Source organism: Streptomyces sp. NBC_01288 (genome assembly GCF_035982055.1).
GTDB lineage: Bacteria > Actinomycetota > Actinomycetes > Streptomycetales > Streptomycetaceae > Streptomyces.
In genome coordinates this window covers 9,746,905-9,772,659 of the sequence record NZ_CP108427.1, presented here as the reverse complement: position 1 = coordinate 9,772,659, position 25,755 = coordinate 9,746,905, and the positions used below count along the sequence as shown (strand labels likewise).

The following is a 25,755-nucleotide window of genomic DNA, read 5'->3' as shown; positions in this document are numbered from 1 at the left end:
GAGACCGGGCGGAGGCTCGCGGTCGCGGGCCTGGCGCCCGGTCCCCCTCGTCCCGCACTCCTGACGGGCAGCCCTTGTCACCAGGCATCATCCCGCTCGTCGATCCGAAGTCCGGCCCGTCGAGCCGCGGGCCGGTTTCCGTGCGCCTGTCCCTCCGTTCGTCACGGAGGGGCAGGCGCACTGCGCTCAACGCGCGGCGTGCAGTGCCGCCAGGCCCTCGCCGCTCGACGGGTACACCGGCGTCCAGCCCAGTTCCCGTTCCGCCTTCGCGCTGGACACGCGCAGGTTGCCGCTCATCACCGTGTGCGCGTACGCCATCGGCCGGACCGTCCACAGCGGTACGGCCATCGGCTTCGGCAGGCCGAACTCCCGTGCCATGCACAGGAGATGGGCGCGGAAGCCGAGCGGTGTGCGGTCGGCGACGTTGTACGCCTGACCCGGCCGCCCGTGGTCGACGGCGGCGGCCACCGCGCGGGCCGCGTCGGTGAGTTCGACCCAGGGCACGACCCGGCCGCGGTCGTCGGGGACGGGCAGTCGGCGCCGGCGCAGCATGGGGAGCAGGGCGTCGGTGCCGCCGGGGCCGTAGAAGAGGCCGAAGCGGAGTGCTATGCCCTCCAAGTCCGAGGCCCCGAAGGTGAGTTGCTCCTTGGTGCGCATACCCTCGATGTGCGTCTCCAGCTCCGGTGTGGTGCCGCGCGGGCCGAAGGGGTCGTCCTCGGTGAGGGGGCGGGCGCCGAAGTCCCCGTAGCCGTAGCCGAAGACCATCGACTCGGCGATGAAACGGCGGGCGCCGGCGGCCCGCGCGGCCTCGACGAGGTGGGCGGTGCCGTGGGCGCGCAGGGCGTCGGTGGCGCGCATGTCGCGGTGGCGCAGGGGTGTCCTGCGCAGAGCGGTCGCGGCGTGGATCACCGTGTCGAAGTGGTGTCCGTCGACCGCGCGGAGCAACCCGTCGCGGTCCATGAGGTCGGCGCGGATGCCGTTGCCGGATCCCCGGCCGAGGCCGGTCACCTTGTGGCCCGCGTCGGTCAGGGCCCGGGTGATGTGGCCGCCGAGGACGCCGGTGGCACCGGCGAGGAGGATGCTCCGGCCGCCCTGGTTGCTCTCGTTCGTCGTCATGACCGTGCGACGGATCGGGTCGGCGCGGATGTGACATCGCCCCGTTGAGCCGCGGGTCTACGGCTCGTAGACGTACGGCGTGGTCGTGGTCAGCGGGGAGAAGCCGAGGCGTTCGAGGATGGGGCGGCTCTGGTCGGAGGCGTCGACCTGGAGGTAGCGATAGCCGCGGTCGGCGGCGATGCGGGCGCGGTGGGCGATCAGGGCGCGGTAGATGCCGCGGCCCCGCCAGGCCTCCACCGTGCCGCCGCCCCAGAGGCCGGCGAACCGGGTGCCGGGGACGAGTTCCATGCGCGCCGCGCTCACCGGTTCGTCGCCGGCGAGGGCGACGACGGCGACAACCGTGTCGGGTTCGGCGGCGAGTTGGGCGAGCAGGCGGGCACGCAGCCGGGCGCTGTCCGTGCCGAAGGCCTTCTCGTGGACGTCCGCAACGAGGTCGACGCCGGCCCGGTCGGTGGCGGGCAACAGACGGATGCCGTCCGGCAGTTGGCCGTCGAGGGTGAGTGCGGCGACCTCGCCGATCATCAGGGTCTCCTGCGGCTCGGGCGTGAACCCGGCCGCCGTCAGCCGCTGTCCGAGATCCGTCGGCAGGTCGTGGCCGTAGAGCTTCCACTCGAAGTCACGGCCGAGCGCGGTGAAGTACGCGATCTGTTCGGCGATCGTCGCGTCGGCGTTCGTCGCGTCGAGGTCGGACCACAGGACGCCGTTCCAGCCGTGCGCGTCGGCGACCTGGCGCACCACTCCCCCGACGCGCTCGACGCGGGACCCGGGGCCGTCGGGTCGGGCGCCTTCGCGCAGGTCGCGGTCGTGGAGGGCGAGTACCGAGGCGTGATCCATACGCTCACTTCAACATCCGCGGGCGACCCCGGCAACGGGATTACGCACCCCGCGCCGGCACGTCCGCCCGTACCGCCGCCAGATACGCGCTCAGCCGGTCGCGGTTGCGGGCCAGGCAGTCGATGCGGGCGTGGATCCGGTCGACGTGGTCGCTGAGCAGGGCGGCCGTCTCCGGGGTCAGACAGTCGGCGGGGACGTGGATCTCGTCCGGGCCGGAGAGATACGGCAGGATCGCCCGGATCATCTCGGTGGTGAGCCCCGAGTCCAGCAGGCCGCGGATCTGCTGGACGTCCCGGACCGCGGGCTCGCCGTAGAAGCGGTAGCCGTTCTCGGTGCGGTCGGGGTGCAGCAGGTCCTGTTCCTCGTAGTAGCGCAGGAGGCGGGTGGGGACGCCGGTGCGGCGGGAGAGGTCGCCGATCTTCATGCCAGCCTCCAGGGAAGGCGTGCTCGCGGGGGCTCACTCGCGAGGTTCGCTTGCCTTCACACTGATGTGAGGGTTCGACCATGGTCCCATGACCACCGCATCCCCGGCCAAGGGCACCGCCCTGCCCTGGTCCGGGCTCCTCGCCCTGTCCACGGCCGCCTTCACCGCCGTCCTGACGGAACTCCTCCCCGCCGGTCTGCTGCCCCGGATGGCCCCGGCCCTCGGCGTCTCCGAAGCACGGGTCGGCTTCCTGGTCACCGGTTACGCGGTCGCCTCCTTCCTGGCCGCGATCCCGGTCACCGCGGCCCTGCGCGGGCTGCCGCGCCGCCCGGTCCTCGTCGCTACGCTGCTCGGCTTCGCCTGCGCCAACGCGGTGGTCGCGCTGTCGTCGTCGTACACCGTCACGTTCGGCGCCCGGCTGGTGGCCGGCGTCATGGGCGGCACGATGTGGGCGATGCTCGCCGGGTACGCCGCCCGGATGGTGCCGGTCGAGCGGCGCGGCCGGGCGATCGCGATCGTGCTGGCCGGAATCACGCTCGCTCTGTCGCTGGGTGTACCGGCCGGCACCGCGCTCGCCGGGGCGGTCGGCTGGCGCACGGCGTTCGGGATGCTGGCAGGGATGTCTGTCCTGGTGGTGGTCTGGATACGGCTGCGGGTGCCCGGCTTCCCCGGTGAACTCCCGGGCACACGCGTCCCGTTGAGGGGTGTCGCCGTCCTCCCGGGGATTCCGGCGGTCCTGTCGGTCACGCTGTTTCTGCTGCTGGGGCATCAGGTGATGTACACGTACGTCGCCCCGTTCGCCGCGCACTCCGGCTACGGCCGTACGGACGTCGTCCTGCTGGTGTTCGGGGTCGCCACAGTTGTCGGGATCTGGGCCACCGGGGTGCTCGTGGACCGCTGGGCGCGGCCCACTCTGCTGGGCGCGACAACACTGTTCGTGGCGGTCATGTGTGTGCTCGGCCTGTATGGCGACTCCCCTGCGGTGCTGCTCGCCTCCGTCGCCGTGTGGGGAGTCGCCTTCGGCGGGGCACCGACGCTGATCCAGACCGCGCTGGTCAACGCCTCCGGCCCCGAACACGCCGACGTGGCAACGTCGTTGCAGACCACGGTGTACAACGCGGGCATCGCCGGAGGCTCGTTCACCGGTGGGCTCGCCCTGTCGGGGCTGGGCGCGGGGGCCTTGCCCTGGACGGCGTTGCCGTTGGTCGCGGGCGCGCTCGTCGTGGTCGTGCTGGGCCGCCGGCACGCGTTTCCGACAGCGCCCGTGGACGTCGAGGGGCGCGTCAACTCGCCCTGCGCTTAAGCGCGATGCCCTGGTGCGTCACGATCCTGGGCCCGGCCGGTGGACCTTCGCCGTAATTCGGCCTCGATGCGCTCACGCCACAACCTCACCGGGTCGGGTTCGTGGACTCCGACGAGGGGCGTGCCGTCCGGGGCATTCGCGTGTCCGAGTCCGGTCCGCTGGTTCCTCTCGTACAGCTTCAGCAGCTTCGCGTGCTGCGGCATGTCCTGACGAAGCCGTTCGGCCCACTCGGGTGTCAGAAATCCGTGATTGGCCACGAACCGGCCGTCCTCACGGACGGCGACATAGAGGAAGTGTCCGTCCGGGGACCAGAAGTGCCTTGTCCCGGCACGGAGTTCGCGTATCCGCTCCAGATCCCACCGGGCCGACCTCGGATGCTTCCGCGCCATCTCCTCATGTCTGGCGATCGTCTGCTCGTGGGTGATCCACGACCGCACGCGCACCGCCTCCTGGTACTCGTCCTCGGTGAGCCGGACCCCGAACTCCCAGAGCCTGGGCAGCATTTCCAGTTGCGCCGCCTCCTTGAGGTACCGGGCCCGCTCCGACGCGTCCCCGCGCCGCCCGGCGGCCTCCGCGTCGTGCCGGCGGCTCACCAGTCCTCCCTCCTGGTCGAACCGCAGCATGCTCGCCCAGTTGAGTTCCTCATCAGCGGTCATACCCATCTCCCCTCGCTCGGCCGAGCCGAGCCCAAGGCACTTGACTGCGGCCTTACTTGAGGCCCGAGTGGGCCAGGCCCTCGACGAACTGACGCTGGGCGACGACGAAGACGATCAGAACCGGCAGGACGGTCATGGTGGCGGCCGCCAGTTGGGTGTTCCACATCTCGCCTCCGTAGGAGTCGGTGAACCGGGTGAGTGCCTGCGGCAGCGTGAACAGCTCCGGCGAGGTGAGGTAGACGGTGGGTTCCAGGTAGAGGTTCCACGAGGTGAGGAACGTCAGGATCGCGACCGCGGACAGCGCCGACTTGGCCAGCGGCAGGAAGATCCGCCACCAGAGCGCCGGGCGGCCGAGACCGTCCAGCCGGCCCGCCTCCTCCAGTTCGGCCGGAAGCGCGATGAAGAACTGCCGCATGATGAAGGTGGCCAGGACGCAGGGGCCGGCCAGCGCGGTGACCAGGATCAGCTGCCAGTGCGTGTTGATCATCCCGGCTCGCTTGAACATCTGGAACAGGGGCACGATCGTCACCTCGCTGGGCACCAGGAGGCCGACCAGCACCACCAGGAAGAGGGCGTTCGCGCCGGGGAACCGGATCCGGGCGAAGGCGTACCCGGCGAGGCTGGAGACCAGCAGGGTGATCACGGTGACCAGGACGGCGATGTACACGCTGTTCGCGTACTGCCGGGCGAAGGGCTGGAAGCTGAACGCCTCGCTGTACGCGGACAGCGTGGGGTCGGAAGTCCACAGCGACGGAGGGGACTTGAAGATCTCGGGCAGCGGCTTCACCGAAGCGGCCACCAACCAGATCGTCGGCACCACGAACGGAATGGCCAGCACGCCGAGTGCCGTCACCAGGAACACCCGCCGGAGCATGGACGTCGACTTACTGCTCATGGAACACCCACTTTCGGCGCAACTGCCACTGCACCAGGGTCAGCAGCATGACGAAGGACAGCAGCATCAGGGCCAGCGTCGAGCCGTAGCCGATGAGGTTGAACTCGAAGGCCTGCTGGAAGACGTAGTACACGAGCACGGTGGTGCTCAACTCCGGGCCGCCACCGGTCAGTACGGCGATCTGCGCGAACGACTGCAACGCCCCGACGATGGTGATGATCGAGGTCAGCAGCACCGTCGGTGAGATGAGCGGCAGGGTGATCCGGGTGAACATCACCCTGCTTCCCGCACCATCGATCCGGGCGGCTTCGTACAGATTCGAGGGCACGCCCTGCAACGCGGCAAGGAAGAGCACCATGTTGACGCCGACGCTGCGGATCACCTGCGTGATGATCACCGACACCATCGCGGTGTCGCCGTGCTGGAGCCAGTTCGGACCCGTGATGCCGACCGTGCCGAGCAGGCCGTTGACACCGCCGTTGTCCTGGAGCAGGAAGCCCCAGACCAGGGTCCACGCCACCACGGAGACGACGACCGGGGAGAAGAACAGGGTGCGGAAGAACGTCGCTCCGCGGAACCGCCGGTTCAGGAGTACGGCGAGCAGCAGGCCCAGGCCGATGTTGAGGATCACGACACCGACGCAGAAGACGGCGGTGGCCCACAGCACCGAGGGCAGTTGCGGATCGTCGGCCAGGGCGGCGTAGTTGTCGGTTCCGACGAAGGTCTGCTCGCCGGTGAAGACGTTCCAGTCGCTCAGGCTGTACCAGATCGCCAGTCCGACCGGGATCAGCACGAACAGCACGACCCCGGCGAGCTGCGGAGCGATGAACAGATAGCCGGCGAGCACATCCCTGCGCCGGCTCGTCCAGAACGGTGGGGCGGCGGCGCTCCGGGCTCCTGCCCGTGCCCGGGAGGCGTCGGGTGTCATCGCCGGGGGCTTCGTGAGGGCGGCCATGGTTACTTGGCCAGGATCGGTTCGATCGCGGAGCAGACCGACTTCAGTACGGCGGGGATGTCGGCGTCGGCCTTCCACATGGCGTCCAGTGCGGTCTTGCCCTTCTGGGCGATCTCGGCCGGGCTGGTGTGGTTGGGCAGGGTGACGGCGTTCGGCAGCTGGTCGACCACGGCCTGCTGGAGTTGCGCGGCGGTCAGCACCTTGTTGTCGGCGGCGAGCTTCGCTCCGGTGAGCAGCGACTTCCGGGGCGGCGGGAAGAACTGGGCCAGCTTCGCCGAGTTCGCCGGGTTCGTCATGTAGGCGAGGAAGTCGGTGGCCTGCGTCTTGTGCTTGCTCGCCGTCAGGACGCCCACGCCTGCCTGGCCGATGACGGAGTACTTGCCGGCCGGGCCCGCCGGCAGGGGGTAGAGCGCGTACTTGAACTTGTCGGTGAGCAGCGAGGCGCGGGAGACCTGAGCGACGGTGAAGGCGGCGTCACCGGCGAAGAAGTCGGCTGTCGTACCGGGGCCGGCCCGGCCTGGACCCGGGTGGCCGACGGCGAGTGGTATCTGCACCTCTTCACCCCTCAGCAGCCGGACCTCAACTGGCAACACCCGGACGTGCACGCGGAGTTCGAGTCCGTCCTGCGGTTCTGGTTCGAGCGCGGCGTGGACGGCTTCCGTATCGACGTGGCCCACGGCCTCGTCAAGGACCCCGAACTGCCGGACCTGGCCGGCCACGACGGCGGCACGCACCCCTTCTGGGACCGCGACGAGGTCCACGACATCTACCGCGCCTGGCGCAAGGTGGCCGACGAGTACCCCGGCGACCGCGCCTTCGTCGCCGAGGCGTGGACGGACACCCCCGAGCGGCTCGCCGCCTACCTCCGCCCGGACGTCCTGCACACCGCCTTCAACTTCGACTACCTCATGGCCAGTTGGGACGCGAAGGAGCTGCGCGCCGTCATCGACGACACCGTCGCGATGCTCGGCACGGTCGGCGCCCCGGCCACCTGGGTCATGTCCAACCACGACGTCATGCGCCACGCCAGCCGCCACGGCCGTGACGCCGCCAGGAAGTGGGTGGCCAACGAGTCCTACGTCCCCGCCGGCCCCGCCGACCGCGAACTGGGCACCCGGCGCGCCCGCGCCGCCGCCCTCCTCACGCTCGCCCTCCCCGGCGGCGTCTACGTCTACCAGGGCGAGGAACTCGGCCTGCCCGAGGTGGAGGACCTGCCCGAGACCGCCCTCCAGGACCCCGTCTGGGAACGCTCCGGACACACCGACCGAGGCCGCGACGGCTGCCGGGTGCCGATCCCCTGGTCGGGGCGGACCCCGCCGTACGGCTTCAGCCCCGAGGCACCCGAGGTACCCGGGGGCGCCACCGCCGCACCCTGGCTGCCTCAGCCCGCCGACTGGTCGCCGTACACGGTGGAGGCGCAGACCGGCGACGCGACCTCGATGCTGGAGCTCTACCGCGCCGCCCTCCTGCTGCGCCGCGAGCACCCCGCCCTCGGTGACGGCGGCCTGACCTGGCTGGACGCCCCCACCGGCGTCCTCGCCCTCCGCCGCGAACCCGGCTTCGTCTGCGTCGTCAACCTCTCGACCGAGCCGTACGAGTTGCCCGACCACGCCTCGGTCCTGCTGACCAGCAGTCCTGTCGAGAAGAACCGCCTGGCCCCCGACCAGGCAGTGTGGCTCGCCGTGTAGCGAGCCACACCCACGAATCCCCAGGGCCTGTCCGGTCCCACTCCCCGCTGACCGGACAGGCCCTGGCTTCCTACGCCTCCCCGAAGTAGTGCCCCGTCTCAAGGTCGGCGATCAAGCCCACCTCCACCGGCTCCCACCCCGTCTGCTTCCGCGTCAGCGTGCTCGACGCCGGGCAGTCCAGCGAGGCGACCATGCCGAGGAACCCGAAGTGCTCGACCGCCTGTTGGGGCGGCACGCTTCCGGTCGGGACGTCGAGACGGCGGGCGATGACCTCGGCGATCTCGCGGAGCGGCAGCGCCTCGTCGCCGACCGCGTGGTACTGCGCGCCCGCCGGGGCCGACTCCAGGGCCCACCGGTACAGCCGGGCCGCGTCGAGCCGGTGCACGGCGGGCCAGCGGGCGGCGCCCTCGCCGACGTACCCCGACAGCCCCTTCTCCCGTGCGACGGCGATGAGTTGGGGGACGAATCCCTGGTCGCCGGTGCCGTGCACGGACCGGGGCAGCCGGATGACCGACGACCGTACCCCGCGCTCCGCCAGCGCGACCGCCGCGATCTCGGAGGGCTGCCGGATCGCCGCGAACGACCCGGGTTCGACGTGGTCCTCCTCCGTCGCCACCCTCCCGTCGGCGAGCCCGGGCGTACCCGAGGTGACCACGAACGGCTTGTCGGTGCCCGCGAGTTGCTCACCGAACGCCTCGATGGCGCGCAGGTCGGTGGCGCAGTTGGCGGCGAACTCCGTGAAGTCGTGGATGAACGCCAGATGGCAGACCCCGTCCGCCGCCGCGGCACCGGCGCGCAGGCTGTCGAGGTCGTCGAGCGACCCCCGGTGCACGGCGGCGCCCACGGCCGTCAACGCCTCGGCGGACGCGTCCGACCGGGCCAGTCCGGTGACCGTGTGCCCGGCGTCGAGCAGTTCACGGACCACGGCGGAGCCGATGAACCCAGTGGCGCCGGTGACGAAAACACGCATGGTGCGTTCCTTCGATGAGTTCGATGAGTTCGATGAGATGGGGCGAGCCTGCGCTGCGACGTGTCGCGCTGTGCTGTGTCTCCATCGTGGGCGGGGCACGGGTTCCGGGTCCAAAGCCTGTTTCGCATGTCGCAATACGGCTCAGGCATCACGGCAGCTCAGAAGCCATGTCGCCACAATCCTCGCCGTCTCACGCCGTACACTTCGGGCATGACGGACCTGCCTCCCGCGCCCGATCTCGAACTGCGTCTCGTGCGGTACTTCATCGCCGTCGCCGAGCAGCGTCACTTCGGCCGTGCCGCCGAGGCACTGCACATCACCCAGCCGTCGCTGAGCCGCCAAGTGCGGCGACTGGAGGAGCAGTTGGGCGCCCGGCTGCTGGACCGTACGCCACAGGGCACCCGGCTCACGGAGGCCGGGGAGGTGTTCCTGCCTCGCGCCAAGGCGCTGTTGCGCTCCACCGCCCAGGCCGCCGCCGAGACCCGGGCCGCCGCGGAGCCCAGCCGCCTCACCGTGGGATACATGGCGAACCTGTTCGTCACCCCGGCGGTGCGTGAGGTGCGGCGCCGGCATCCGGACGCCGATGTGCACGTCGTGCATCTGGCCTACGACGAGACACGCGCCGCCCTGCTCGACCGGCGGGTGGACGCGGTGGTGGCCCGACTGCCGTTCGCCACCGACCAGTTGGAGGTCACGGTCCTCTATGACGAGCCGCGTGTCGTGCTCGTGCCGCTGGACCACCGGCTGGCCGGCAAGGAGTCGGTCACCCTGGACGACATCGCCGACGAGCCCCTCCCCCAGACGCCCGGCGCGGACCCGGCGTGGAGCGCCTTCTGGCGCATCGACCCCCGGCCCGACGGCCGCCCGGCACCCGGCGGTCCGGTCGTCCGGGTCCTGGAGGACAAGTTCGAGTTCGTCGCCGACGGACAGGCCGTCGCCATCACGGCCGGTCTGCAACCGGGTCAGACGATCCGCCCCGACATCCTGGCGATCCCCCTCCACGGCGTCGAACCGAGCCACGTCGCCCTCGCGACCCGCGCCGGCGAGCACAACCGTCTGCTGGCCGCGTTCCGCAAGGCGGCCCACGCACTCCTGAAGGCTCCGGCGGAGCAGGCCGAGTGACTTCCCCACGGTTCGACGGAGGCCCCACCGGTCACTGACCCGGTGGGGCCTTCCGTTCCGGAGCGGGTGCTCGGGTCAGCGACCCGCCCTGGGGCGGTGGCGCCGGTACAGGGCGGCGCCGCCCAGGAGGAGAGCCGCGCTCGTGACGGCGGCCGGGACGGTGCCGTCGGCGCCCGTGTGGGCGAGGGACGCCTCGGCGGCGGGTGGGGCGGGGTGTCCCTTCACCTCCGTCATCGGCTTCGGGCCGGGGTGCGGCTTCGCCGGCGTGGGCGGCGCGGGGGTCGGCCGCGTCGGGTGGTGGGGGTGGTCTCCCGAGGTGTTCTCGGAGTGGTTGCCCACGGTCGGGTTGCCGACGCCGACCACGCTCACGGAATTGCCGCTGAGGTTCACGGGGAGGTGGATCGGGAGCTGCACTCCGTTGCCGGAGAGCACACCCGGCGAATCCTTTTCACCGCCCTGTGCGACGGCACCGCCGTGCGGCCCGCCGGGGCTCTTCCCGCCGCTCCGCCTGCCACCGCCCGCTTTCGCGCCGCCTTCATTGGCGCACGTGTTCCCCGCGGCGGGATTGAGGAGCCCGACCACGTTCACGGTGTTCCCGCACACGTTCACCGGTACGTGCACCGGGAGCTGAATGGTGTTGCCGGAGATCACCCCGGGCGAACCGGCCGCGGCGCCGTCCGCACCGGAATCGGCGAACGCCGGCATCGCCATGGCCATCGCACCGGATGCGGCGGCGACGGCGATCACACCGTTTCGGGTAACCCGTTTCATAGGGTCCCTGCCTTCCAGAGATGTAGCGGGCACTCACCCGCACCGGATAAAACGCGGGCGCACCATCCGAGTTATGGCTTATCGGCCTTTCACTCCATCGAGCGTCACGGTTATCGAACTACTCGTAACGAATCCTCATCGGTCACAAACTATTAGTCGGAAAACCGCTTATGCCTATTGAAGGGGCGCAGAATACGGCACCGATCGCCGGTCCGCCCGCCGGGAGGCGGGGCCCGCGAGGCCCGCTTATCGTGATCGAAGGCGCTGGTCACGGCGCGTTCTTGGAGGCATTGATGCTGGCCAAGCTGTCCTCGCGGCCCGCGTTCCGGCGGTGCGCGTTCACCGGGGTCCTCACACTGGCACTGCTCGGCGCGGGGCTGCCCGCGCTCGCCACCGCCGACGACCGGCCACAGGCCGACCTGTCCCGGTTCTACCGGCAGAAGGTGAAGTGGGCCGCGTGCAAGACCCCGGACGCGCCCAAGGACCTTCAGTGCGGGACCGTCACCGTCCCGCTCGACTACGCGAAGCCCGGCGGTGGGACGCTCGATCTCGCGCTGGCCCGTTACCGGGCGACCGGGAAGTCGAGGGGGTCGGTGCTGCTGAACTTCGGCGGTCCCGGTGGCGCGGGGGTCAGTGAACTCGCCTCGGACGGCAAGGAGTTCATGGATCTGACGAACGGCTACGACGTCGTCACGTTCGATCCGCGCGGCGTCGGCCAGTCATCACCCGTGAGTTGTGGCGAGGGCTCCGACCAGGGCTCGGCCGCGATCGACGAGGACACCACCGAGAGCAGTGATCCGAAGGTCGTGCTCAGGCAGTTGCGGAAGGCGGCCGCCACCTGCGCCAAGTACTCCGGCCCGGTCCTGCCCCACATCGGCACGGTCAACGCCTCCCGGGACCTGGACGTGATGCGCCAGGCCCTCGGCGACAAGAAGCTCAACTACCTCGGTTTCTCGTACGGAACGCGGCTCGGCGCGGTGTACGCGGCCCAATTCCCCAAGAAGGTCGGCCGGTTGGTGCTCGACGGCGTCGACACCCTCACCGAACCGCTCTCCGAGCAAGGGATCGCGGGCGCCGAGGGGCAGCAGACGGCGCTGGAGGACTTCCTCAACTGGTGTGTGCAGGACATCGCCTGCCCCTTCGGGACGGACGCGCGGTCGGCGCCGGACCGGGCCGTACACCTCGTCCGCTCGCTCGACCAGGACCCGGTGCAGACGGACTTCGGTGACGCGTTCTCCGGTCAGGACCTGGTGGGTGCCATCAGTCAGGCGCTGTACAGCAAGCAGATGTGGCCGACGCTGGAGCGGGCCATCGCCTCTCTCGTGGAGGACGGTGACACGCGCGCCATCATGGCGTTCTCGTCGGGCGGCACCGGGCTGCCCCACCTCGGCGGGGGCGGCGGGGTCGTCGACGCCCAGGACGTCCCGCTCGACAACCTCCCAGCGGCGCTGATGGCCGTCAACTGCGCCGACGACCCCGACCGCCCCACCGCCGAGCAGATCACCAAGAACCTGGACGGCCTGCGCGCCCGGTACGAGGAGGCCTCACCGGTCTTCGGCCGCTACCGGCTCACCGAGGTATTGATGTGCTACGGCCGTCCCCGGGGCACCGACTACATCCGCGACGACGTCAAGAACGTGGGCTCGCCGAAGATGCTGCTCGTCGGGACCCGGGGCGACCCGGCGACGCCGTACCGCTGGACCGTGGAGACGGCCCAGCGGCTCGGTTCCTCGGCTGTGGTGCTGGACAACAAGGGTGAGGGCCACACCGGTTACGCGTCGTCCAAGTGTGTGCACACCAAGGTCGACGACTTCCTGCTCTACGGTTCCCTGCCGGCCAGCGGGAGTTCGTGCCAGCCGGACAGCACCGTGGTCCCCTGAGGGATAGCTCAGCCGAGGGCGATCTCGGGCTTGTAGAGGTCCATCCAGAGCGCCAGGTCGAGGGCGCGTTCCAGGCCGCGGCGGCCCGCCTGGGTGCTGATGGGTGTGTCGCGGTGGGCGGCCTGCCGGAGCCTCTCGCGGTCGACGAGGTCGAAGACCGGGTGGGAGGGCCGGGCGAGGAGGTCCTTGGCGTGGTCCTGGAGGGCTACCGCGTACTTCGGGTCCTGCGTGGACGGATAGGGGCTCTTGACCCGGTCGTAGACGGACTTCGGGAGGACGTCCGCGGTGGCCTCCCTGAGCAGGGTCTTCTCCCGGCCGTCGTAGGACTTGAGGGACCAGGGGGTGTTGAAGACGTACTCGACGAGCCGGTGGTCGCAGAACGGGACGCGGACCTCCAGGCCGACGGCCATGCTCGCGCGGTCCTTGCGGTCGAGGAGGATGCGGACGAAGCGGGTGAGGTGGAGGTGGCAGACGCGCCGCATCCGGTATTCGAAGTCGCTTTCCCCGTCGAGGCGTTGGATGCCGGCGACGGCGGTGCGATAGCCGTCCGCGATGTACGACTCGGTGTCCAGGGCCTTGGTCAGGTCGGGGCGCAGGACGTCGGCGTCGTCCCCGAAGTGCTGGCCGAAGCGCACCAGCCAGGGGAAGGTGGAGGCGCGCCGGGCCTCCTCGTCGAAGAACTGGAGGTAGCCGCCGAAGACCTCGTCGGCGGACTCGCCGGACAGGGCGACGGTGGACTGGTCGCGGATGGCGCGGAACAGCAGGTAGAGCGAGGAGTCCATGTCGCCGAAGCCCAGGGGGAGATCGCGGGCCCGGACCATCTTCGAGCGGACGTCGAGGTCGGCGAGGGCCTGTGCGTCGAGCACGATGTCCTGGTGGTCGGTGCCGGAGGCGCGGGCCACGTCGTGGACGTACGGGGTGTCGGGGGTGCCGCGCAGTTCGTCGGCGACGAAGTTCTCGTTCTGGCCGACGAAGTCGACGGCGAAACTGCGCACCTTCTCGCCGTGCTCGGCGAGTTGGCGGGCGGCGATCGCGGTCATCGCGGAGGAATCGAGGCCACCGGAGAGCAGGGTGCAGCGCGGCACGTCGGCGACGAGTTGGCGGCGCACGATGTCGTCGAGGAGGGTGCGGACGTGGGCGACGGTGGTGTCGCGGTCGTCGGTGTGCGGGCGGGTCTCCAACTGCCAGTAGACGCGCCGCCGTAGACCCGAGCGGTCGACGGTGACGACGGTGCCGGGCTCGACCTCGCGCATGCCGTCCCAGACGGCGTGTCCGGGTGTCTTGATCATGGTGAAGAGTTCACGCAGGCCGTCCAGGGTGACCCTGGCGCGGGCCAGCGGGTTGGCGAGGATCGCCTTCGGTTCGGAGCCGAACAGGACGCCGTCGGAGGTCGGGTGGTAGTAGAAGGGCTTGATGCCCATGCGGTCGCGGATCATGACCAGTTGATCGCGGCGGCCGTCCCAGATCGCGAAGGCGTACATGCCGTTGAGGCGTTCGGCGACCGCGTCGCCCCATTCGAGATAGCCGCGCAGCACGACCTCGGTGTCGGAGTCGGTGGTGAACCGGTGTCCCCGGTCGGCGAGTTGGCGGCGGAGTTCGGTGAAGTTGTAGGTCTCCCCCGAGTAGACGAGCGCGACCGTGCCGTCCGCCGTGTCGGCGGTCATCGGCTGCCGGCCGCCGGGCAGGTCGATGATCGCGAGCCGGCGGTGTCCGAGGGCCGCGGGGCCCTGGACCCAGGTGCCGCGGTCGTCCGGTCCGCGGCAGGCCATCGTCTCCGTCATTGCATCCAATGTCGCGGCCTCGGTGCGCAGTTCACGCTCGAAGGAGACCCAGCCGGTGATGCCGCACATGCGTTACCTCCTGCGTCCGGTCCGCCGGTTGGGCGCCACTCACCTGCATCTTTCCGTGCGTGTGGCCCACACCCGCCGAACCAGTTGTATCAAGCATCTATATGACGAGCGTGGGTCACACCCACAGGGCCGGTCAACATGCCCGTAACCTGACCGCCCGCGCCGACCCCGCGTTTTCGGCCGCGCTTTGCGTCCCCGAGATCCGCGGATCGGGGCTCCACCGGGCGGCTCTCGTCAGGAATCGGCCATGGGCAAAGAGTTGCTCAACAACCGTGAAGTGCGCGGAAGTTCAGAACTCCACCGGGTCCCGCACGATCGGGCAGGTCATGCAGTGCCCGCCGCCCCGGCCGCGCCCGAGTTCGGCGCCGACGATCGTGATGACCTCGACGCCGGCCTTGCGCAGCAGGGTGTTGGTCTGGGTGTTGCGGTCGTAGGTGAAGACCACACCCGGTTCCAGCGCGACCGCGTTGTTGCCGCTGTCCCACTGCTGGCGTTCGGAGGCGTAGACGTCGCCGCCCGTCTCCACGATCCGCAGTTCGGGCAGGCCGAGTGCCTTGGCGACGACGTCGGTGAACGGCGTCGAACCCTCGTCGACGATGTCGATTCCGGGTGCCTTGTCGCCGGGGCGCAGGGAGAAGGCGTGGACGGCGTCCATGATGGCCGGGTACAGGGTGACCAGGTCGCGGTCGGCGAAGGTGAAGACGGTGTCGAGGTGCATCGCGGAACGCAGCTTCGGCATCCCGGCCACGACCACGTGCTCGGCGGCGCCCAGGTCGAAAAGCGCCTTGGCGACCTGGGTGATGGCCTGCCGCGAGGTGCGCTCACTCATGCCCATGAGGACCACGCCGTTGCCGACGGGCATGATGTCGCCGCCCTCGAACGTGGCCTGCCCCCAGTCGAGTTCGGGGTCGCCCCACCAGACGACGGAGCCCGCGAAGTCCGGGTGGAAGGTGTAGATCGCCTTCATCAGGAGCGTCTCGTCGTGCCGGGCGGGCCAGTAGAGCGGGTTGAGGGTGAGACCGCCGTAGAGCCAGCAGGTCGTGTCGCGGGTGTACAGGGTGTTGGGCAGCGGCGGCATCAGGTATTCGCGGCCGCCGGTCGACTCGCGGACGAGGGCGAGGTAGTCGCTGCGGTAGTCGTCCGGGAGGTCGGTGGTGGCGAGGCCGCCGATCAAGTACTTGGCCAGGTCGGCGGGTTCGAGGCTCTCCAGGTAGGCGCGGGTCGCGTCGACGATGCCCAGGCCGACCTCGTTGGCGACGATCTTCCGGTCCAGGAGCCAGTCCTTGGCGGCGGGGATCGTCATGGTCTGGGCGAGCAGCTCGTGCAACTCGACGACGTCGACGCCGCGTTCGCGGAGTTTGTTGACGAAGTCGGCGTGGTCGCGCTGAGCGTTCTCGACCCACATCACGTCGTCGAAGAGCAGGTCGTCGGAGTTGGTCGGGGTGAGCCTGCGGTGCGCCAGACCGGGCGCGCAGACCAGCACCTTGCGCAGCCGGCCCACCTCGGAGTGGACGCCGTACTCATGCCGGTCCACGGTGTCTTGACTGGTCACGGTGTACGCACCTTTCCGGAGGTCGGAGACGGGGTCAGAGGCTGATCCAGCCCAGTGCCAGGGCGACGATCCCGACGACGGCGCCCGCGACCGACACGGCGAGGATCACCAGCTCCCGGGCCGAGAAGGGCGAACGCCCCTGTTCTCTGCGGGCCTTGACGAACAGGAACGTGGCCGGCGCGTAGATGATGAGCGAGACGAGGAGGTACTTGAGTCCGGCCGCGTAGATAAGGAACGCGGTGTAGACCGTGGCGAGCACGGCGACCACCAACTCGCCGCGCCCCGTGCGGTTCTGCCTCAGCGCGATCCGTACCGCGAAGCCCGCCGCGAGCAGGAACGGGATCAGCGTCAGCGAACTGGTCAGGTCCAGCGCGAAGTTGAAGGCGTCGTCGGAGAAGTAGGTGACGACCAGGACGAGTTGGCTGAGCAGGGTCGTCATCACCAGTGCGGGCACGGGTACGTCGGCCGCCGTGGACCTCGTCAGGAAGCGCGGCATGTCGTCGTCCTTGGCGGCGACGAACAGCACCTCGGCCGCCATCAGCGTCCAGGCGAGATAGGCGCCCAGCACGGAGACGATCAGCCCGACGCTGACGAAGACCTTCCCCCAGGTGCCCACCGCGTGCTCCAGCACGCCCGCCATCGAGGGCTGCCGCAGTTCGGCGATCTCACCCATCGGCATCAGGCCGTACGACACGATCGTCACCGACGCGAAGACGGCGAAGACGCTGAGGAAGCCGAGGACGGTGGCGCGTCCGACGTCCTCGCGGCGCTGGGCGTGCCGGGAGTAGACGCTGGCGCCCTCGACGCCCAGGAACACGAAGACGGTAGCCAGCATGGTGCCCTTGACCTGCTGGAACAGGGAGCCCGCGTAGTCGGCGCCGCCGAAATTCTCCGCGAAGACATGGGGCTTGAGGCAGAAGAGCGCCAGGACGACGAAGACGAGGATCGGCACGACCTTGGCGACGGTGACGATCCGGTTGATGGCCGCCGCCTCCTTCACACCGCGGCTGATCAGCAGGAAGAAGAGCCACAGTCCGGCCGAGGAGAGGACCACCGCGAGGACGGTGTCGCCTTCGCCGAGGGACGGGGCGATCGTGCCGATCGTCGACATGATCAGCACCCAGTACGTCACGTTGCCGACGCAGGCGCTGGCCCAGTAGCCGAACGCGGCGAAGAAGCCGAGGTATTCGCCGAACCCGGCCTTGGCGTAGGCGTACACACCGGCGTCGAGGTCGGGTCTGCGGACAGCGAGGGTCTGGAAGACGAAGGCCAGCATCAGCATGCCCGTGCCGGCGACGGCCCAGGCGATCAGGGCGCCGGCCACGCCCGTCTCCTGCGCGAACCTGCGCGGGAGCGAGAACACCCCGGCCCCGACCATGGAGCCGACGACCATGGTGGTCAGCGTCGGCAGGGTCAGCTTGGCGGTGGAGGTGTCGGTGGTGGCGGCTTGCGTCACCCGAGGGATGTTAGCAACCAATTATCCTATTTGCCTGGCAGGCTTCCCCCATATGCCCCATCCGTCATTCGGCCCTATCGTGCTGTTATGGAGCACGCACTGAGTCCCGCCACGCTTACCGAACTGCGGCGCCCGCGCCCCTACCCCGCGGTCTCCGTGCTCACCCCGACGCATCGTCGCGAGCCCGACAACGCCCAGGATCCGGTCCGGCTGCGCAATGTGCTGGCCGAGGCCAAGAAGCAGTTGGAGGCCGATCCCGCGGTTCCCCGGGAGCGGCGCATCGATGTCTCCCGTCAGCTCGACCAGGCACTCGCCGAGGTCGATCTGGCGCACGCCGAGGACGGTCTGGTGATCTTCGCCGCGCCGGGCGAGCACCAGGTGTGGTCCCTCGCCAGGTCCGTGCCGGAACGTGTGGTGCTCTCCGACACGTTCCTCACCCGGAATCTCGTCTCCGCGCAGGCATCCGAGCGCCCGTTCTGGGTGCTGTCGCTCGCCGCGGACCGGGTCACGCTGTGGAACGGCGGGGTCGACCGGGTCACCGAGACCCACACCGGCGGCTTCCCGCTGACCCGCGACCACCGGGACAACTTCGACGCCGAGCGCCAGGAGCGGATCGGGGACATCCCGAGCACCTTCCGCGACGAGGACACCCGCCACTTCCTGCGCGAGGCCGACACCGCGATGGGCCGGATCCTGCGCGAGCACCGGCGCCCGCTCTACATCACCGGCGAACGGGCCGCCCTGTCCGCCTTCGACGAGGTCGGCAACGCGACCAAGGACGCGGTGCACATCGCGCACGGCGGCCTCGCGCACGGCACGCCCGACGCCGTGTGGCAGGCCGTACGGCCGCTGGTCGACGCCGAGGCGCGCAAGAACACCGTCACCGTGACCCGGGAACTCGAATCGGCGCGCGGGCGCAAGGAGTTCGTGGCCGGCGTCGACGAGGTCTGGCAGAACGCCCGCGAGGGCCGGGTCCGGCTGCTGGCCGTCGAGGAGAACTACCGCGTCACGGTCCGCGACGACCACGGCGACCATCTGGTCCCGGCCGACGGCAGCGACCTCGACGCCCGCGAGGACATCGTGGACGAGATCGTCGAACAGTGCCTGGAGACAGGCGCCGACGTCCGCTTCGTCCCCGACGGCACCCTCAACGACGCGGACGGCATCGCGGGCGTGCTGCGCTACTGAACCCACCTCGCCGCCGGGTCCCGAGCATTCCGGAGGCCCCCTCCCCTACGGCGTACGCTACGGCGTGATCGTCGACGGAGAGGGAGTGCACACGTGGGTGACCTGCTGGGCGTGGCCGTGCTGGGTGCGGGACACATGGGAGCCGACCACATACGACGCCTCGACCAGGTGGTGAGCGGCGCCAGGGTCGCCGCAGTGGCCGACCCCGACACGGAGCGCGCCAAGGAGGCGGTGGCAGGACTGGACGCGGTCGCGGTGCACGAGGACGCCGTGGCCGCGCTGGACGCCCCCGGGGTCGAGGCGGTGCTCATCGCCTCGCCGGGACCCGCGCACGAGGAGGCACTGCTCGCGGCCTTCGCCCGCGGCCTGCCGGTGCTGTGCGAGAAGCCCATGGTGCCCGACTCCATCGGAGCGCTCCGGGTGGTGGAGGCGGAGGCGCGCCTCGGGCGACGGCTGGCGCAGATCGGGTTCATGCGGCGCTACGACGCGGAGCACCAGGGCCTCAAGTCCCTGCTGGACAGCGGGCAGTTGGGGCGCCCGCTGATGCTGCACTGCGTCCACCGCAATGTGTCCTCGCCGCCGTACTTCACCTCGGCGATGCTCATCGACAGCTCCGTCTCGCACGAGATCGACGCGGCCCGCTGGCTGCTCGGCCAGGAACTCACGGCGGTGACCGTGCTCAGCCCGCGATCGTCGGCGAACGCCCCGGAGGGTCTGGTCGACCCGCAGCTGGTGCTCTTCGAGACCGACGGCGGCGCCCTGGTCGACGTCGAGATCTTCGTCAACTCCGGCTTCGGCTACCAGGTCCGCTGCGAGGCCGTGTGCGAGGCGGGCAGCGCCCGGATCGGCGAGGACCGCGCGATGGTCGTCACCACGCGGGGCAGCGCGCACGAGGACGTGCCGCTGGACTATCTCGTCCGGTTCGCGGACGCCTACGACCGCGAGGTGCAGTCGTGGGTCGACGCCACCCGGCGGGGCCTGGTCACCGGCCCGAGCGTCTGGGACGGCTACGCGTCCTCCGCGATCGCCGAGGCCGGGGTCCGGGCGCTGGAGAGCGGCGGCCGGGTGGCCGTCGAACTCGCCCCGCGCCCGGGCCTGTACGCCGACGTCAGCCGCTGACGCTCGCCGCACCCGACTCCAGGTGCCCGGCGAACCGGCGCGACCAGGTCGCGTCGGAGTCGACGGTGACCGTGAAGTCGTACCAACCGCCTTGATACGCCACGGCGTTGAAGACGTCCTCCGTGGACGCGCCCACGGCGACCGTGTAGGCCCACGGTCCGTCGCTGCGGTAGTGGTTCGAGGTGATGGTGAACTTCACCGACGCGGCGGACGAGTTGGCCATCTTGAAGTAGACGGCGAGCTTGCCGGTGCCGGACTCGACGGCGTAACGGGTGCTCACCTCAACGGACTTGCCCGCTTTCGTCGCGTCGCCCTGGAAGCGGCGCAGGAAGCGGTTCGGGCCGACCATGGTGATGTCGTATTTGCCGCTGCCGTAACCCGACCCGATGTTGAAGTAGTCGGAGGCGGTGCCGCCCGGGTCGACCGTGTACTGCCAGGGCGTGGTGTCGCGGTAGGCGTTGGGGTGGATGGAGAGGTGGGCGGCGCTCTTGGCGGCGCCGCCCTGGTTGGTCATGGCGAACCAGGCGAGGATCTTGCCGCTCGACCCGAACTCCAGGTGATCCAGGTACCCGTTGGGCTGGTACGGCAGCGCGCGGGCGGGCCGGGTGCCGGTCTCCTGGACGGGCAGGGCGTTGTCCGTCGGTACCGGGTTGGGCAGCGGGCCGCAGGTGGAGAGGCCGATGACGCTGGTCCCGGGCAGGGACACCGCGCCGTACACCGGGTTGGCGAAGTCGAAGACGCCGGTCAGGTCGCCGCTGACCTTGCGGCGCCAGGTGTTGATGTTGGGGCAGGCGGCGGGCTTGCCCAGCGTCGAGGTCCAGGTCTCCAGGAAGCGCAGGACCGAGGTGTGCTCGAAGACCTCGGAGGAGACCCAACCGCCGCGCGTCCAGGGCGAGATGACGATCATCGGGACGCGGAAACCGAAGCCGTACGGGACGCCGTTGAGGAACTCGCCGTCGGTGCCGGCCGGTGGGGCGGGCGGCGGGACGTGGTCGAAGTAGCCGTCGTTCTCGTCGTAGTTGAGGAACAGGACGGTCGAGTCGAAGACGTCCGGGTCGGCGGCGAGGGCCTGGTAGACGAGGCTCACGAAGTGGGCGCCGTCGCCGGGCGGGGCGTAAGGGTGCTCGGAGAAGGCCTGGTTGGGGACCACCCAGGAGACCTGCGGGAGGGTGCCTGCGAGGACGTCGGCCTTGATGGCGGCGGCGATGTCGTCGGGGGTCGAGCCGGTGGCGGCCGGGACGGAGGACATGCCGCGGTCGTAAAGGGGGCTGCCCGCCTTGGAGTTGGTGAAGTTCTTGAAGTAGGCGCAGGCATTGTCGCCGTAGTTGTCGGACGCGTTCTGGTAGACCTTCCAGGTCACTCCGGCGTTCTGGAGAGACTCGGCGTAGGTCTGCCAGGTCAGGCCGGACTCGTCACCGCCGTCGTAGCTGGAGGAGTCGACCTTGCCGCTCCACAGATAGGTGCGGTTGGGGCCGGTCGCGCTGAGGGTGGAGCAGAAGTAGGCGTCGCAGATCGTGTAGTTGTCGGCGAGCGCGTAGTGGAAGGGGATGTCGGCGCGGTCGAGGTAGCCGAGCGAGCGGACGTTCCCGACGCCCGAGACCCAGTTGTCGAGGCGGCCCTTGTTCCACGCGGAGTGCTGCGATGACCAGGAGTGCGGCAGGTCGCCGTTGCACTGGGCGAGGGTCTCGCCGTCCTGGCCGCCCGCCGCCGGGGTGGCACTCAGCTTCCACGGGTACTGACGCCCGCCGCCGTTGGGCTGATTGAAGACCGGATAGCCACCGCTCAGCGTGATGCCACTGCGGTCGTCGAAGCCGCGCACGCCCTTCAGGCGCCCGAAGTAGTGGTCGAAGCTGCGGTTCTCCTGCATGAGGATCACCACGTGTTTCACGTCCGAGATCGTGCCGGTCGTCGCCGCCGCCCGCTGCGCCGCGAGGGCCGGCCGTGCTCCGGTGCCCGTCGCCATGCCCGCCGCCACGGTGGCACCGAGCCCCACGAAGCCTCTTCGGCTGATCGGTGTCATTCGCCCCACCCTCGTCACCGGCGTGCCCGAGCGGCACACCGCGCGCAAGGGTGCACGGGGTGATCGCCAAGGTCCATACCGGGACGGTGAGATGGAGGTGAACAAAAGTCAAAGTCACCGTCCGGAGGCCGAGTTGCCCTCCCCCGCTCACACGTTCCCGAACAAGGCGCTCAGGCCCCGGTCGACGAGCGCGTCCATGTCCTCCTGTCCGGTGGCCACCACGTCGTAGGTCCGCAGCAGGAAGCGGCGCAGCTCCGGGGTGTGGAAGTGGAGCAGGGCGAGTCCGAACGGCGAGTGGAACTCCAGCACCGTACGGGCCCCGCCGCATGGCCACAGGTGCACGTCACCGCCGCCGGCCGGCCTGCGCAGCCCCTCCTCCAGCAGGGACCGGGCGAAGGTCCAGGTGACACCCTCGCCGTCGAGGGAGACCTCGGGCGGGAAGTCGAGGTGCACGGCCAGCGGGTCCGAGGCGAGGTAGCGGAGCGTGGCGGACAAGGGGATCTCCGTCTCCTCCGCCGTGATCAGCCGGGCTCGGGTGGGCTGTTCGAGGGTGATGTCCATGGTCGGTCTCCACTGCGGGCGTGAGGTCGGCCGGATTGCCGTGTGCCTGTACGACCTCGCAGGTGCCCTTTGCATTACGCGGAAGCCCGAACGAGTTCATGTGACCTGCATCACACCACCGTCGATGCGTGGGGCTGCCGGTGAATTCGATTGCGGTGGGACGGGTGGGTCCGGTGGGGTGGACCCATGGACGGGGCCGCGGAACAGGGACGACAGGCGCGGTGGCACAGGTCGGCGGTCCTCGCGGCCCTGATGCTGGCCGCCTTCACCTTCAACACCGCGGAGAACCTGCCGATCGGCCTCCTGGAACTCATCGCCGACAGCCTGCGGGTCTCCGTACCGGCGGTCGGACTGCTGGTCACCGGCTACGGCGTGACGGTGGCTGTCGCGTCCGTCCCCCTCGCCCACGTCATGCGGGGTGTGGCCCGACGCCATGTGCTCACAGCACTCCTGACGGCACTGGTCGTGTCCAGTGCGGTGGCGGCCCTGGCCACGTCGTACTGGCTGCTCCTGGCGGCCCGACTCCTGACCGCACTCGCCCAGGCGCTGTTCTGGGCCGTGATGGGACCGGTCGCGGTGAGCCTGTTCGCGCCCGAGGTCCGTGGACGGGTCATCGGCGCGCTGTCAGTCGCCGGTTCGCTGGCCCTCGTCCTCGGGGTGCCCGCCGGCACCTGGCTGGGCCACCGCGAGGGCTGGCCCGTACCGATCGCCGTCCCGGCGGCCCTGGGGCTCATGTCCCTGGTGACGATCGCGACCCTGCTCCCGACCTCACGTCCGGACGAGGAGCGGGCGGCCTACGGCACGCGTCCCGACGCCCGTAGGTTCGCCACCGTACTGACGGCGGGGACCCTGTCCGCCACAGGGGCGTTCGCGGGATTCACGTACATCGTCATGTTCCTCGGCGACGTGAGTGGGTTCTCCCCGGGCGCGGTCGGCATCCTGTTGGTGGTGTTCGGCGTCGCGTGCCTGGCCGGGGTGACGGTCACCGGGGCAGTGCTGGACCGCTGTCCGCAGGCGGCGCTGAATGCCGCCGTAGCGATGCAGGCGGTGGCCATGCTCGGCCTGTACGCCGTCGGTACCGAGCCGGTGGCGGCGGTGGTGTTCCTGACGCTGATGGGCGGTGCGCTGGGACCGGTGTTCATGACCGCCCAGAACTCGATGCTCCACTGCGCACAGGGCCGTACGGACATCGCCCTCGCGGCCAACTCCGGTTCCTACAACGCGGGTATCGCGGCCGGCGCGGCGCTTGGGGGGCTGGTGTTGCGGGTGGCGGATGTGCGGGGGACGTTCCTGGCCGGCGGGTTGCTGACCGTGGGGGCTTGTGCGGTGTTGGTGGGTGCCTGGGTCTTGGGGTTCGGGACAACGTCGGTCGGGCAGCGCGGTGTTGGGGAAGAGGGGCGGGCTGGCTGCTGACCAACTCCCTCTCGCGCGTACGCCGTAGCCGCAACGCGGCCTGCCCGGTCTGTCGGCGTCGAGGGCGGCTGGACGGAGGAGCAACGCGCGAGGAACGTCACTCGGCCGTGGACTGCCGACCGTCGGGGCATACGCGGGGTTGCTCGGCGCGCGAGTGTTGCTCCGGCGGACCAAGACTCGGCGCCGGGCAAGGCCGAGTTGGTGGGGCCGGTCAGGGCGAGTGACCAACTACCGCACGTGCGGGCGCCTCGGCCTGAGCGACGGGCTACTTGCTGGTGGAGCCTGCCGGTGCCCGTCGGGGTGCGGGTGTTGCGTCGCGGGTCGACGTCCCCCAGGCGGCGCCGAGTTGCGAACCCGGGCCGGGCCAGCGACTGACCAACTCCCTCTCGCGCGGACGCCGTAGCGACAACGAAAACCTGCACGGTACGTCGGCCCACCTGGCCCTGCGCGGTGCCGCTCGACGCGCGGGTGTTGCGCCGGAGAGCCAAACTCCGCCGCACAAAGCCGAGTTGGGGAGGCCGGTCGGGACGAGTGACCAACTCCCGCCCGGCCCCGGCACCGTAGCCACATCCACAGGCTGCTGACCGGCGAGACCTGCCGGAGCCGCCCGACGCACGGCTCGCGCATCGCAGACCAACGCCCGCCCAGCAACACCGAGTTCTGGACGTCAGCCGGAAACGAGTGACCAACTCCCGCCCCCACGGGCACCACACCCACCGCGACAACCAGCCGGCCGACGAGACCTGCCGGAGCAGCTCGACGCACGGGTCGCCCACCGCAGACCAACGCCCGCCCAGCAACACCCAGTTCTGGACGTCAGTTGGGAACGAGTGAGCAACTTCCGCTCACACGGGCCCTGCACCCACCGCGACAACCAACCGACCGACAGGACCTGCCGGAGCCCCTCGGCGCACGAGTGGCGCGCAGCGTGGGTCAAAGGCCCTCCAGCGGCGCCGAGTTGGGCAACCCGGTCAGGTCGACCGAACGGCTCACGCCTGTGCTGGTGCCGCGCCCGGCGTATACGCATCGAGCGCGGCCAGGCGGAGAGCGGCCCCCACGCGGGTAACCGCCTCGGTGGGCGTCCGCGGAAGGCGGGCCAGTAGCAGGCGGCGTTGTTCCTGGGGGCCGCCGCGCACCGGGAGGACGCGTACGCCCGGTGGGGCGGCGGGGGCGAGGGAGCCTGTCACCGTGGTCAGGCCGAAGCCCGCCGCGACGAGTTGGAGCTTGGCGAGCCAGTCGCGGGCGGTGTGGACGATCTCGGGGCGCTCGTCCAGGCCCGGCCATACGCCCATCAGGCGGTCCTCGCCGGAGGAGGGGCTCGCGATCCAGCGCTGGCCGCGCAGGTCGGCCACGTCGATGTATTCGGCACGGGCCAATGGGTGCGTGGTCGGCACCGCAAGGTACAGCGGGCGCTCGGTGAGGGTGCGCAGTACCAGCGGTGGTGACTCGGTGTCCGGCGGGCGGAAAGGGGGTGCCGACGCCAGCAGGGCCAGGTCCAGGCTGCCGGCGCGCAGGGCGCGTACCAGGGCCGGGGTGCCGCCCTCCCGGCTGACGACGTGCAGGTCCGGGTCGGTGCGGCGCAGGGCGGCCAGGGCGCGGGGCAGCAGGACCGCTCCCGCGCTGGGGAACCAGCCCAGGCGGACGGTCGCGGCCTCCGTCGGCAGACCGGACAGTTCGCGCGCGGTCGCGTCGATCTCGTCCAGTACGACCGTCGCCCTGCGCATGACGATCCGGCCGGCCGGGGTCAGCCGCACGCCGTCACGGCGCCGTTCGAGCAGTTCGGCGCCCGCGGCCCGTTCGATCGCGGCGATCTGGCGGGACACCGCGGACTGGGTGTAGCCCAGTGACGCGGCGGCCGCGGTGAAGGTTCCCTGTTCTGCGACCGCGCGGAAGACGCGCAACGCGGTGAGTGACACATCCGTGAAGTCCATGACGATCACGCATGCTAGCCGTGCGTAAGTCTCGTTGGACGCACACCCCGC

General features: G+C 70.4%; 21 protein-coding genes and 1 pseudogene. 7 read left to right on the top strand and 15 right to left on the bottom strand.

Annotated elements, in window-relative coordinates; genetic code table 11:
• Positions 1-186 precede the first annotated feature (186 nt).
• From OG194_RS43940 to OG194_RS43930, 3 genes are read right to left on the bottom strand one after another with little or no spacing between them, the layout of a single operon-like run.
• Positions 187-1,116 carry an NAD-dependent epimerase/dehydratase family protein gene (locus tag OG194_RS43940; protein WP_327406311.1) on the bottom strand — a complete coding sequence of 310 codons (930 nt, stop codon included), beginning with the start codon at positions 1,114-1,116 and terminating at the stop codon, positions 187-189.
• Between the two features lie 57 nt (positions 1,117-1,173).
• On the bottom strand, positions 1,174-1,950 hold the full coding sequence (locus OG194_RS43935; RefSeq protein ID WP_327406310.1) for a GNAT family N-acetyltransferase: 777 nt from the start codon (positions 1,948-1,950) through the stop codon (positions 1,174-1,176).
• 40 nt (positions 1,951-1,990) lie between these two features.
• Entirely contained in the window at positions 1,991-2,374 is a 384-nt protein-coding gene (locus tag OG194_RS43930; protein ID WP_327406309.1) for a MerR family transcriptional regulator, read from the bottom strand.
• An 88-nt stretch (positions 2,375-2,462) separates the two neighbouring features.
• Here OG194_RS43930 and OG194_RS43925 point away from each other — a divergent pair, with 88 nt between their 5' ends.
• Positions 2,463-3,677: an MFS transporter gene (locus tag OG194_RS43925; RefSeq protein WP_327406308.1), complete on the top strand. Its 1,215-nt coding sequence runs from the start codon at positions 2,463-2,465 to the stop codon at positions 3,675-3,677.
• Here OG194_RS43925 and OG194_RS43920 read toward each other — a convergent pair.
• The 4 genes from OG194_RS43920 to OG194_RS43905 are packed head-to-tail and all read right to left on the bottom strand — an operon-like array spanning position 3,674 to position 6,737.
• Complete coding sequence (locus OG194_RS43920; protein WP_327406307.1) at positions 3,674-4,333, bottom strand: hypothetical protein; 660 nt, start codon at positions 4,331-4,333, stop codon at positions 3,674-3,676. The two genes, OG194_RS43925 and OG194_RS43920, sit on opposite strands and share 4 nt — an antisense overlap.
• A gap of 52 nt (positions 4,334-4,385) precedes the next feature.
• Positions 4,386-5,228: a carbohydrate ABC transporter permease gene (locus OG194_RS43915; protein ID WP_327406306.1), complete on the bottom strand. Its 843-nt coding sequence runs from the start codon at positions 5,226-5,228 to the stop codon at positions 4,386-4,388.
• Positions 5,218-6,183, bottom strand: a complete 966-nt coding sequence (locus OG194_RS43910) for a carbohydrate ABC transporter permease (protein WP_442811761.1) — start codon at positions 6,181-6,183, stop codon at positions 5,218-5,220. The genes OG194_RS43915 and OG194_RS43910 overlap by 11 nt, the downstream gene beginning before the upstream one ends.
• A gap of 2 nt (positions 6,184-6,185) precedes the next feature.
• The gene (locus OG194_RS43905) at positions 6,186-6,737 is read right to left on the bottom strand and encodes an extracellular solute-binding protein (RefSeq protein WP_327406305.1); all 552 of its coding nucleotides are present in this window, start codon (positions 6,735-6,737) and stop codon (positions 6,186-6,188) included.
• Here OG194_RS43905 and OG194_RS43900 point away from each other — a divergent pair.
• Positions 6,693-7,871, top strand: a pseudogene (locus tag OG194_RS43900) (alpha-amylase family glycosyl hydrolase); the annotation flags it as partial. The gene OG194_RS43905 and the pseudogene OG194_RS43900 overlap by 45 nt on opposite strands.
• Positions 7,872-7,941: 70 nt before the next feature.
• On the opposite strand, the gene OG194_RS43895 reads toward OG194_RS43900, so the two are convergent.
• Positions 7,942-8,841 carry an SDR family oxidoreductase gene (locus tag OG194_RS43895; protein WP_327406304.1) on the bottom strand — a complete coding sequence of 300 codons (900 nt, stop codon included), beginning with the start codon at positions 8,839-8,841 and terminating at the stop codon, positions 7,942-7,944.
• Between the two features lie 210 nt (positions 8,842-9,051).
• Between OG194_RS43895 and OG194_RS43890 the strand changes: the two genes are divergently transcribed.
• Complete coding sequence (locus OG194_RS43890) at positions 9,052-9,963, top strand: LysR family transcriptional regulator (protein ID WP_327406303.1); 912 nt, start codon at positions 9,052-9,054, stop codon at positions 9,961-9,963.
• Between the two features lie 75 nt (positions 9,964-10,038).
• On the opposite strand, the gene OG194_RS43885 is transcribed toward OG194_RS43890, so the two are convergent.
• Positions 10,039-10,734: a chaplin gene (locus tag OG194_RS43885; protein ID WP_327406302.1), complete on the bottom strand. Its 696-nt coding sequence runs from the start codon at positions 10,732-10,734 to the stop codon at positions 10,039-10,041.
• 293 nt (positions 10,735-11,027) lie between these two features.
• Here OG194_RS43885 and OG194_RS43880 point away from each other — a divergent pair, with 293 nt between their 5' ends.
• Positions 11,028-12,614 carry an alpha/beta hydrolase gene (locus OG194_RS43880; RefSeq protein WP_327406301.1) on the top strand — a complete coding sequence of 529 codons (1,587 nt, stop codon included), beginning with the start codon at positions 11,028-11,030 and terminating at the stop codon, positions 12,612-12,614.
• A gap of 8 nt (positions 12,615-12,622) precedes the next feature.
• Here OG194_RS43880 and asnB read toward each other — a convergent pair whose 3' ends face one another.
• The 3 genes from asnB to OG194_RS43865 form a co-directional block, all read right to left on the bottom strand.
• Complete coding sequence (gene asnB, locus OG194_RS43875) at positions 12,623-14,464, bottom strand: asparagine synthase (glutamine-hydrolyzing) (RefSeq protein ID WP_327406300.1); 1,842 nt, start codon at positions 14,462-14,464, stop codon at positions 12,623-12,625.
• Positions 14,465-14,753: 289 nt separating this feature from the next.
• Positions 14,754-16,016 (bottom strand): arginine deiminase, encoded by a 1,263-nt coding sequence (locus OG194_RS43870; protein WP_327406299.1) that lies wholly within the window; start codon positions 16,014-16,016, stop codon positions 14,754-14,756.
• Between the two features lie 34 nt (positions 16,017-16,050).
• Positions 16,051-17,472, bottom strand: a complete 1,422-nt coding sequence (locus OG194_RS43865; protein WP_327406298.1) for a basic amino acid/polyamine antiporter — start codon at positions 17,470-17,472, stop codon at positions 16,051-16,053.
• A gap of 87 nt (positions 17,473-17,559) precedes the next feature.
• On the opposite strand from OG194_RS43865, the gene OG194_RS43860 reads away from it, so the two are divergent.
• Positions 17,560-18,660 carry a baeRF3 domain-containing protein gene (locus OG194_RS43860; protein WP_327406297.1) on the top strand — a complete coding sequence of 367 codons (1,101 nt, stop codon included), beginning with the start codon at positions 17,560-17,562 and terminating at the stop codon, positions 18,658-18,660.
• A 93-nt stretch (positions 18,661-18,753) separates the two neighbouring features.
• Positions 18,754-19,779: a Gfo/Idh/MocA family protein gene (locus tag OG194_RS43855; RefSeq protein WP_327406296.1), complete on the top strand. Its 1,026-nt coding sequence runs from the start codon at positions 18,754-18,756 to the stop codon at positions 19,777-19,779.
• On the opposite strand, the gene OG194_RS43850 is transcribed toward OG194_RS43855, so the two are convergent.
• On the bottom strand, positions 19,769-21,799 hold the full coding sequence (locus OG194_RS43850; protein WP_327406295.1) for a phosphocholine-specific phospholipase C: 2,031 nt from the start codon (positions 21,797-21,799) through the stop codon (positions 19,769-19,771). The two genes, OG194_RS43855 and OG194_RS43850, sit on opposite strands and share 11 nt — an antisense overlap.
• Positions 21,800-21,946: 147 nt before the next feature.
• On the bottom strand, positions 21,947-22,360 hold the full coding sequence (locus OG194_RS43845) for an SsgA family sporulation/cell division regulator (RefSeq protein WP_327406294.1): 414 nt from the start codon (positions 22,358-22,360) through the stop codon (positions 21,947-21,949).
• A gap of 252 nt (positions 22,361-22,612) precedes the next feature.
• Here OG194_RS43845 and OG194_RS43840 point away from each other — a divergent pair, with 252 nt between their 5' ends.
• Positions 22,613-23,773: an MFS transporter gene (locus OG194_RS43840; RefSeq protein ID WP_327407398.1), complete on the top strand. Its 1,161-nt coding sequence runs from the start codon at positions 22,613-22,615 to the stop codon at positions 23,771-23,773.
• A 989-nt stretch (positions 23,774-24,762) separates the two neighbouring features.
• On the opposite strand, the gene OG194_RS43835 is transcribed toward OG194_RS43840, so the two are convergent.
• Positions 24,763-25,704: a LysR family transcriptional regulator gene (locus OG194_RS43835; protein WP_327406293.1), complete on the bottom strand. Its 942-nt coding sequence runs from the start codon at positions 25,702-25,704 to the stop codon at positions 24,763-24,765.
• Between the last annotated feature and the right edge of the window lie 51 nt (positions 25,705-25,755).

What these genes read in the sequence shown, in the direction of transcription:
- OG194_RS43940 (WP_327406311.1), bottom strand. Translation starts at nt 1,116, where the DNA reads ATGACGACGAACGAGAGCAACCAGGGCGGCCGGAGCATCCTCCTCGCC.
- OG194_RS43835 (WP_327406293.1), bottom strand. Translation starts at nt 25,704, where the DNA reads ATGGACTTCACGGATGTGTCACTCACCGCGTTGCGCGTCTTCCGCGCG.
- OG194_RS43850 (WP_327406295.1), bottom strand. Translation starts at nt 21,799, where the DNA reads ATGACACCGATCAGCCGAAGAGGCTTCGTGGGGCTCGGTGCCACCGTG.
- OG194_RS43860 (WP_327406297.1), top strand. Translation starts at nt 17,560, where the DNA reads ATGGAGCACGCACTGAGTCCCGCCACGCTTACCGAACTGCGGCGCCCG.
- OG194_RS43915 (WP_327406306.1), bottom strand. Translation starts at nt 5,228, where the DNA reads ATGAGCAGTAAGTCGACGTCCATGCTCCGGCGGGTGTTCCTGGTGACG.
- OG194_RS43930 (WP_327406309.1), bottom strand. Translation starts at nt 2,374, where the DNA reads ATGAAGATCGGCGACCTCTCCCGCCGCACCGGCGTCCCCACCCGCCTC.
- OG194_RS43885 (WP_327406302.1), bottom strand. Translation starts at nt 10,734, where the DNA reads ATGAAACGGGTTACCCGAAACGGTGTGATCGCCGTCGCCGCCGCATCC.
- OG194_RS43880 (WP_327406301.1), top strand. Translation starts at nt 11,028, where the DNA reads ATGCTGGCCAAGCTGTCCTCGCGGCCCGCGTTCCGGCGGTGCGCGTTC.
- asnB (WP_327406300.1), bottom strand. Translation starts at nt 14,464, where the DNA reads ATGTGCGGCATCACCGGCTGGGTCTCCTTCGAGCGTGAACTGCGCACC.
- OG194_RS43910 (WP_442811761.1), bottom strand. Translation starts at nt 6,183, where the DNA reads ATGGCCGCCCTCACGAAGCCCCCGGCGATGACACCCGACGCCTCCCGG.
- OG194_RS43840 (WP_327407398.1), top strand. Translation starts at nt 22,613, where the DNA reads ATGCTGGCCGCCTTCACCTTCAACACCGCGGAGAACCTGCCGATCGGC.
- OG194_RS43920 (WP_327406307.1), bottom strand. Translation starts at nt 4,333, where the DNA reads ATGACCGCTGATGAGGAACTCAACTGGGCGAGCATGCTGCGGTTCGAC.
- OG194_RS43925 (WP_327406308.1), top strand. Translation starts at nt 2,463, where the DNA reads ATGACCACCGCATCCCCGGCCAAGGGCACCGCCCTGCCCTGGTCCGGG.
- OG194_RS43845 (WP_327406294.1), bottom strand. Translation starts at nt 22,360, where the DNA reads ATGGACATCACCCTCGAACAGCCCACCCGAGCCCGGCTGATCACGGCG.
- OG194_RS43935 (WP_327406310.1), bottom strand. Translation starts at nt 1,950, where the DNA reads ATGGATCACGCCTCGGTACTCGCCCTCCACGACCGCGACCTGCGCGAA.
- OG194_RS43895 (WP_327406304.1), bottom strand. Translation starts at nt 8,841, where the DNA reads ATGCGTGTTTTCGTCACCGGCGCCACTGGGTTCATCGGCTCCGCCGTG.
- OG194_RS43890 (WP_327406303.1), top strand. Translation starts at nt 9,052, where the DNA reads ATGACGGACCTGCCTCCCGCGCCCGATCTCGAACTGCGTCTCGTGCGG.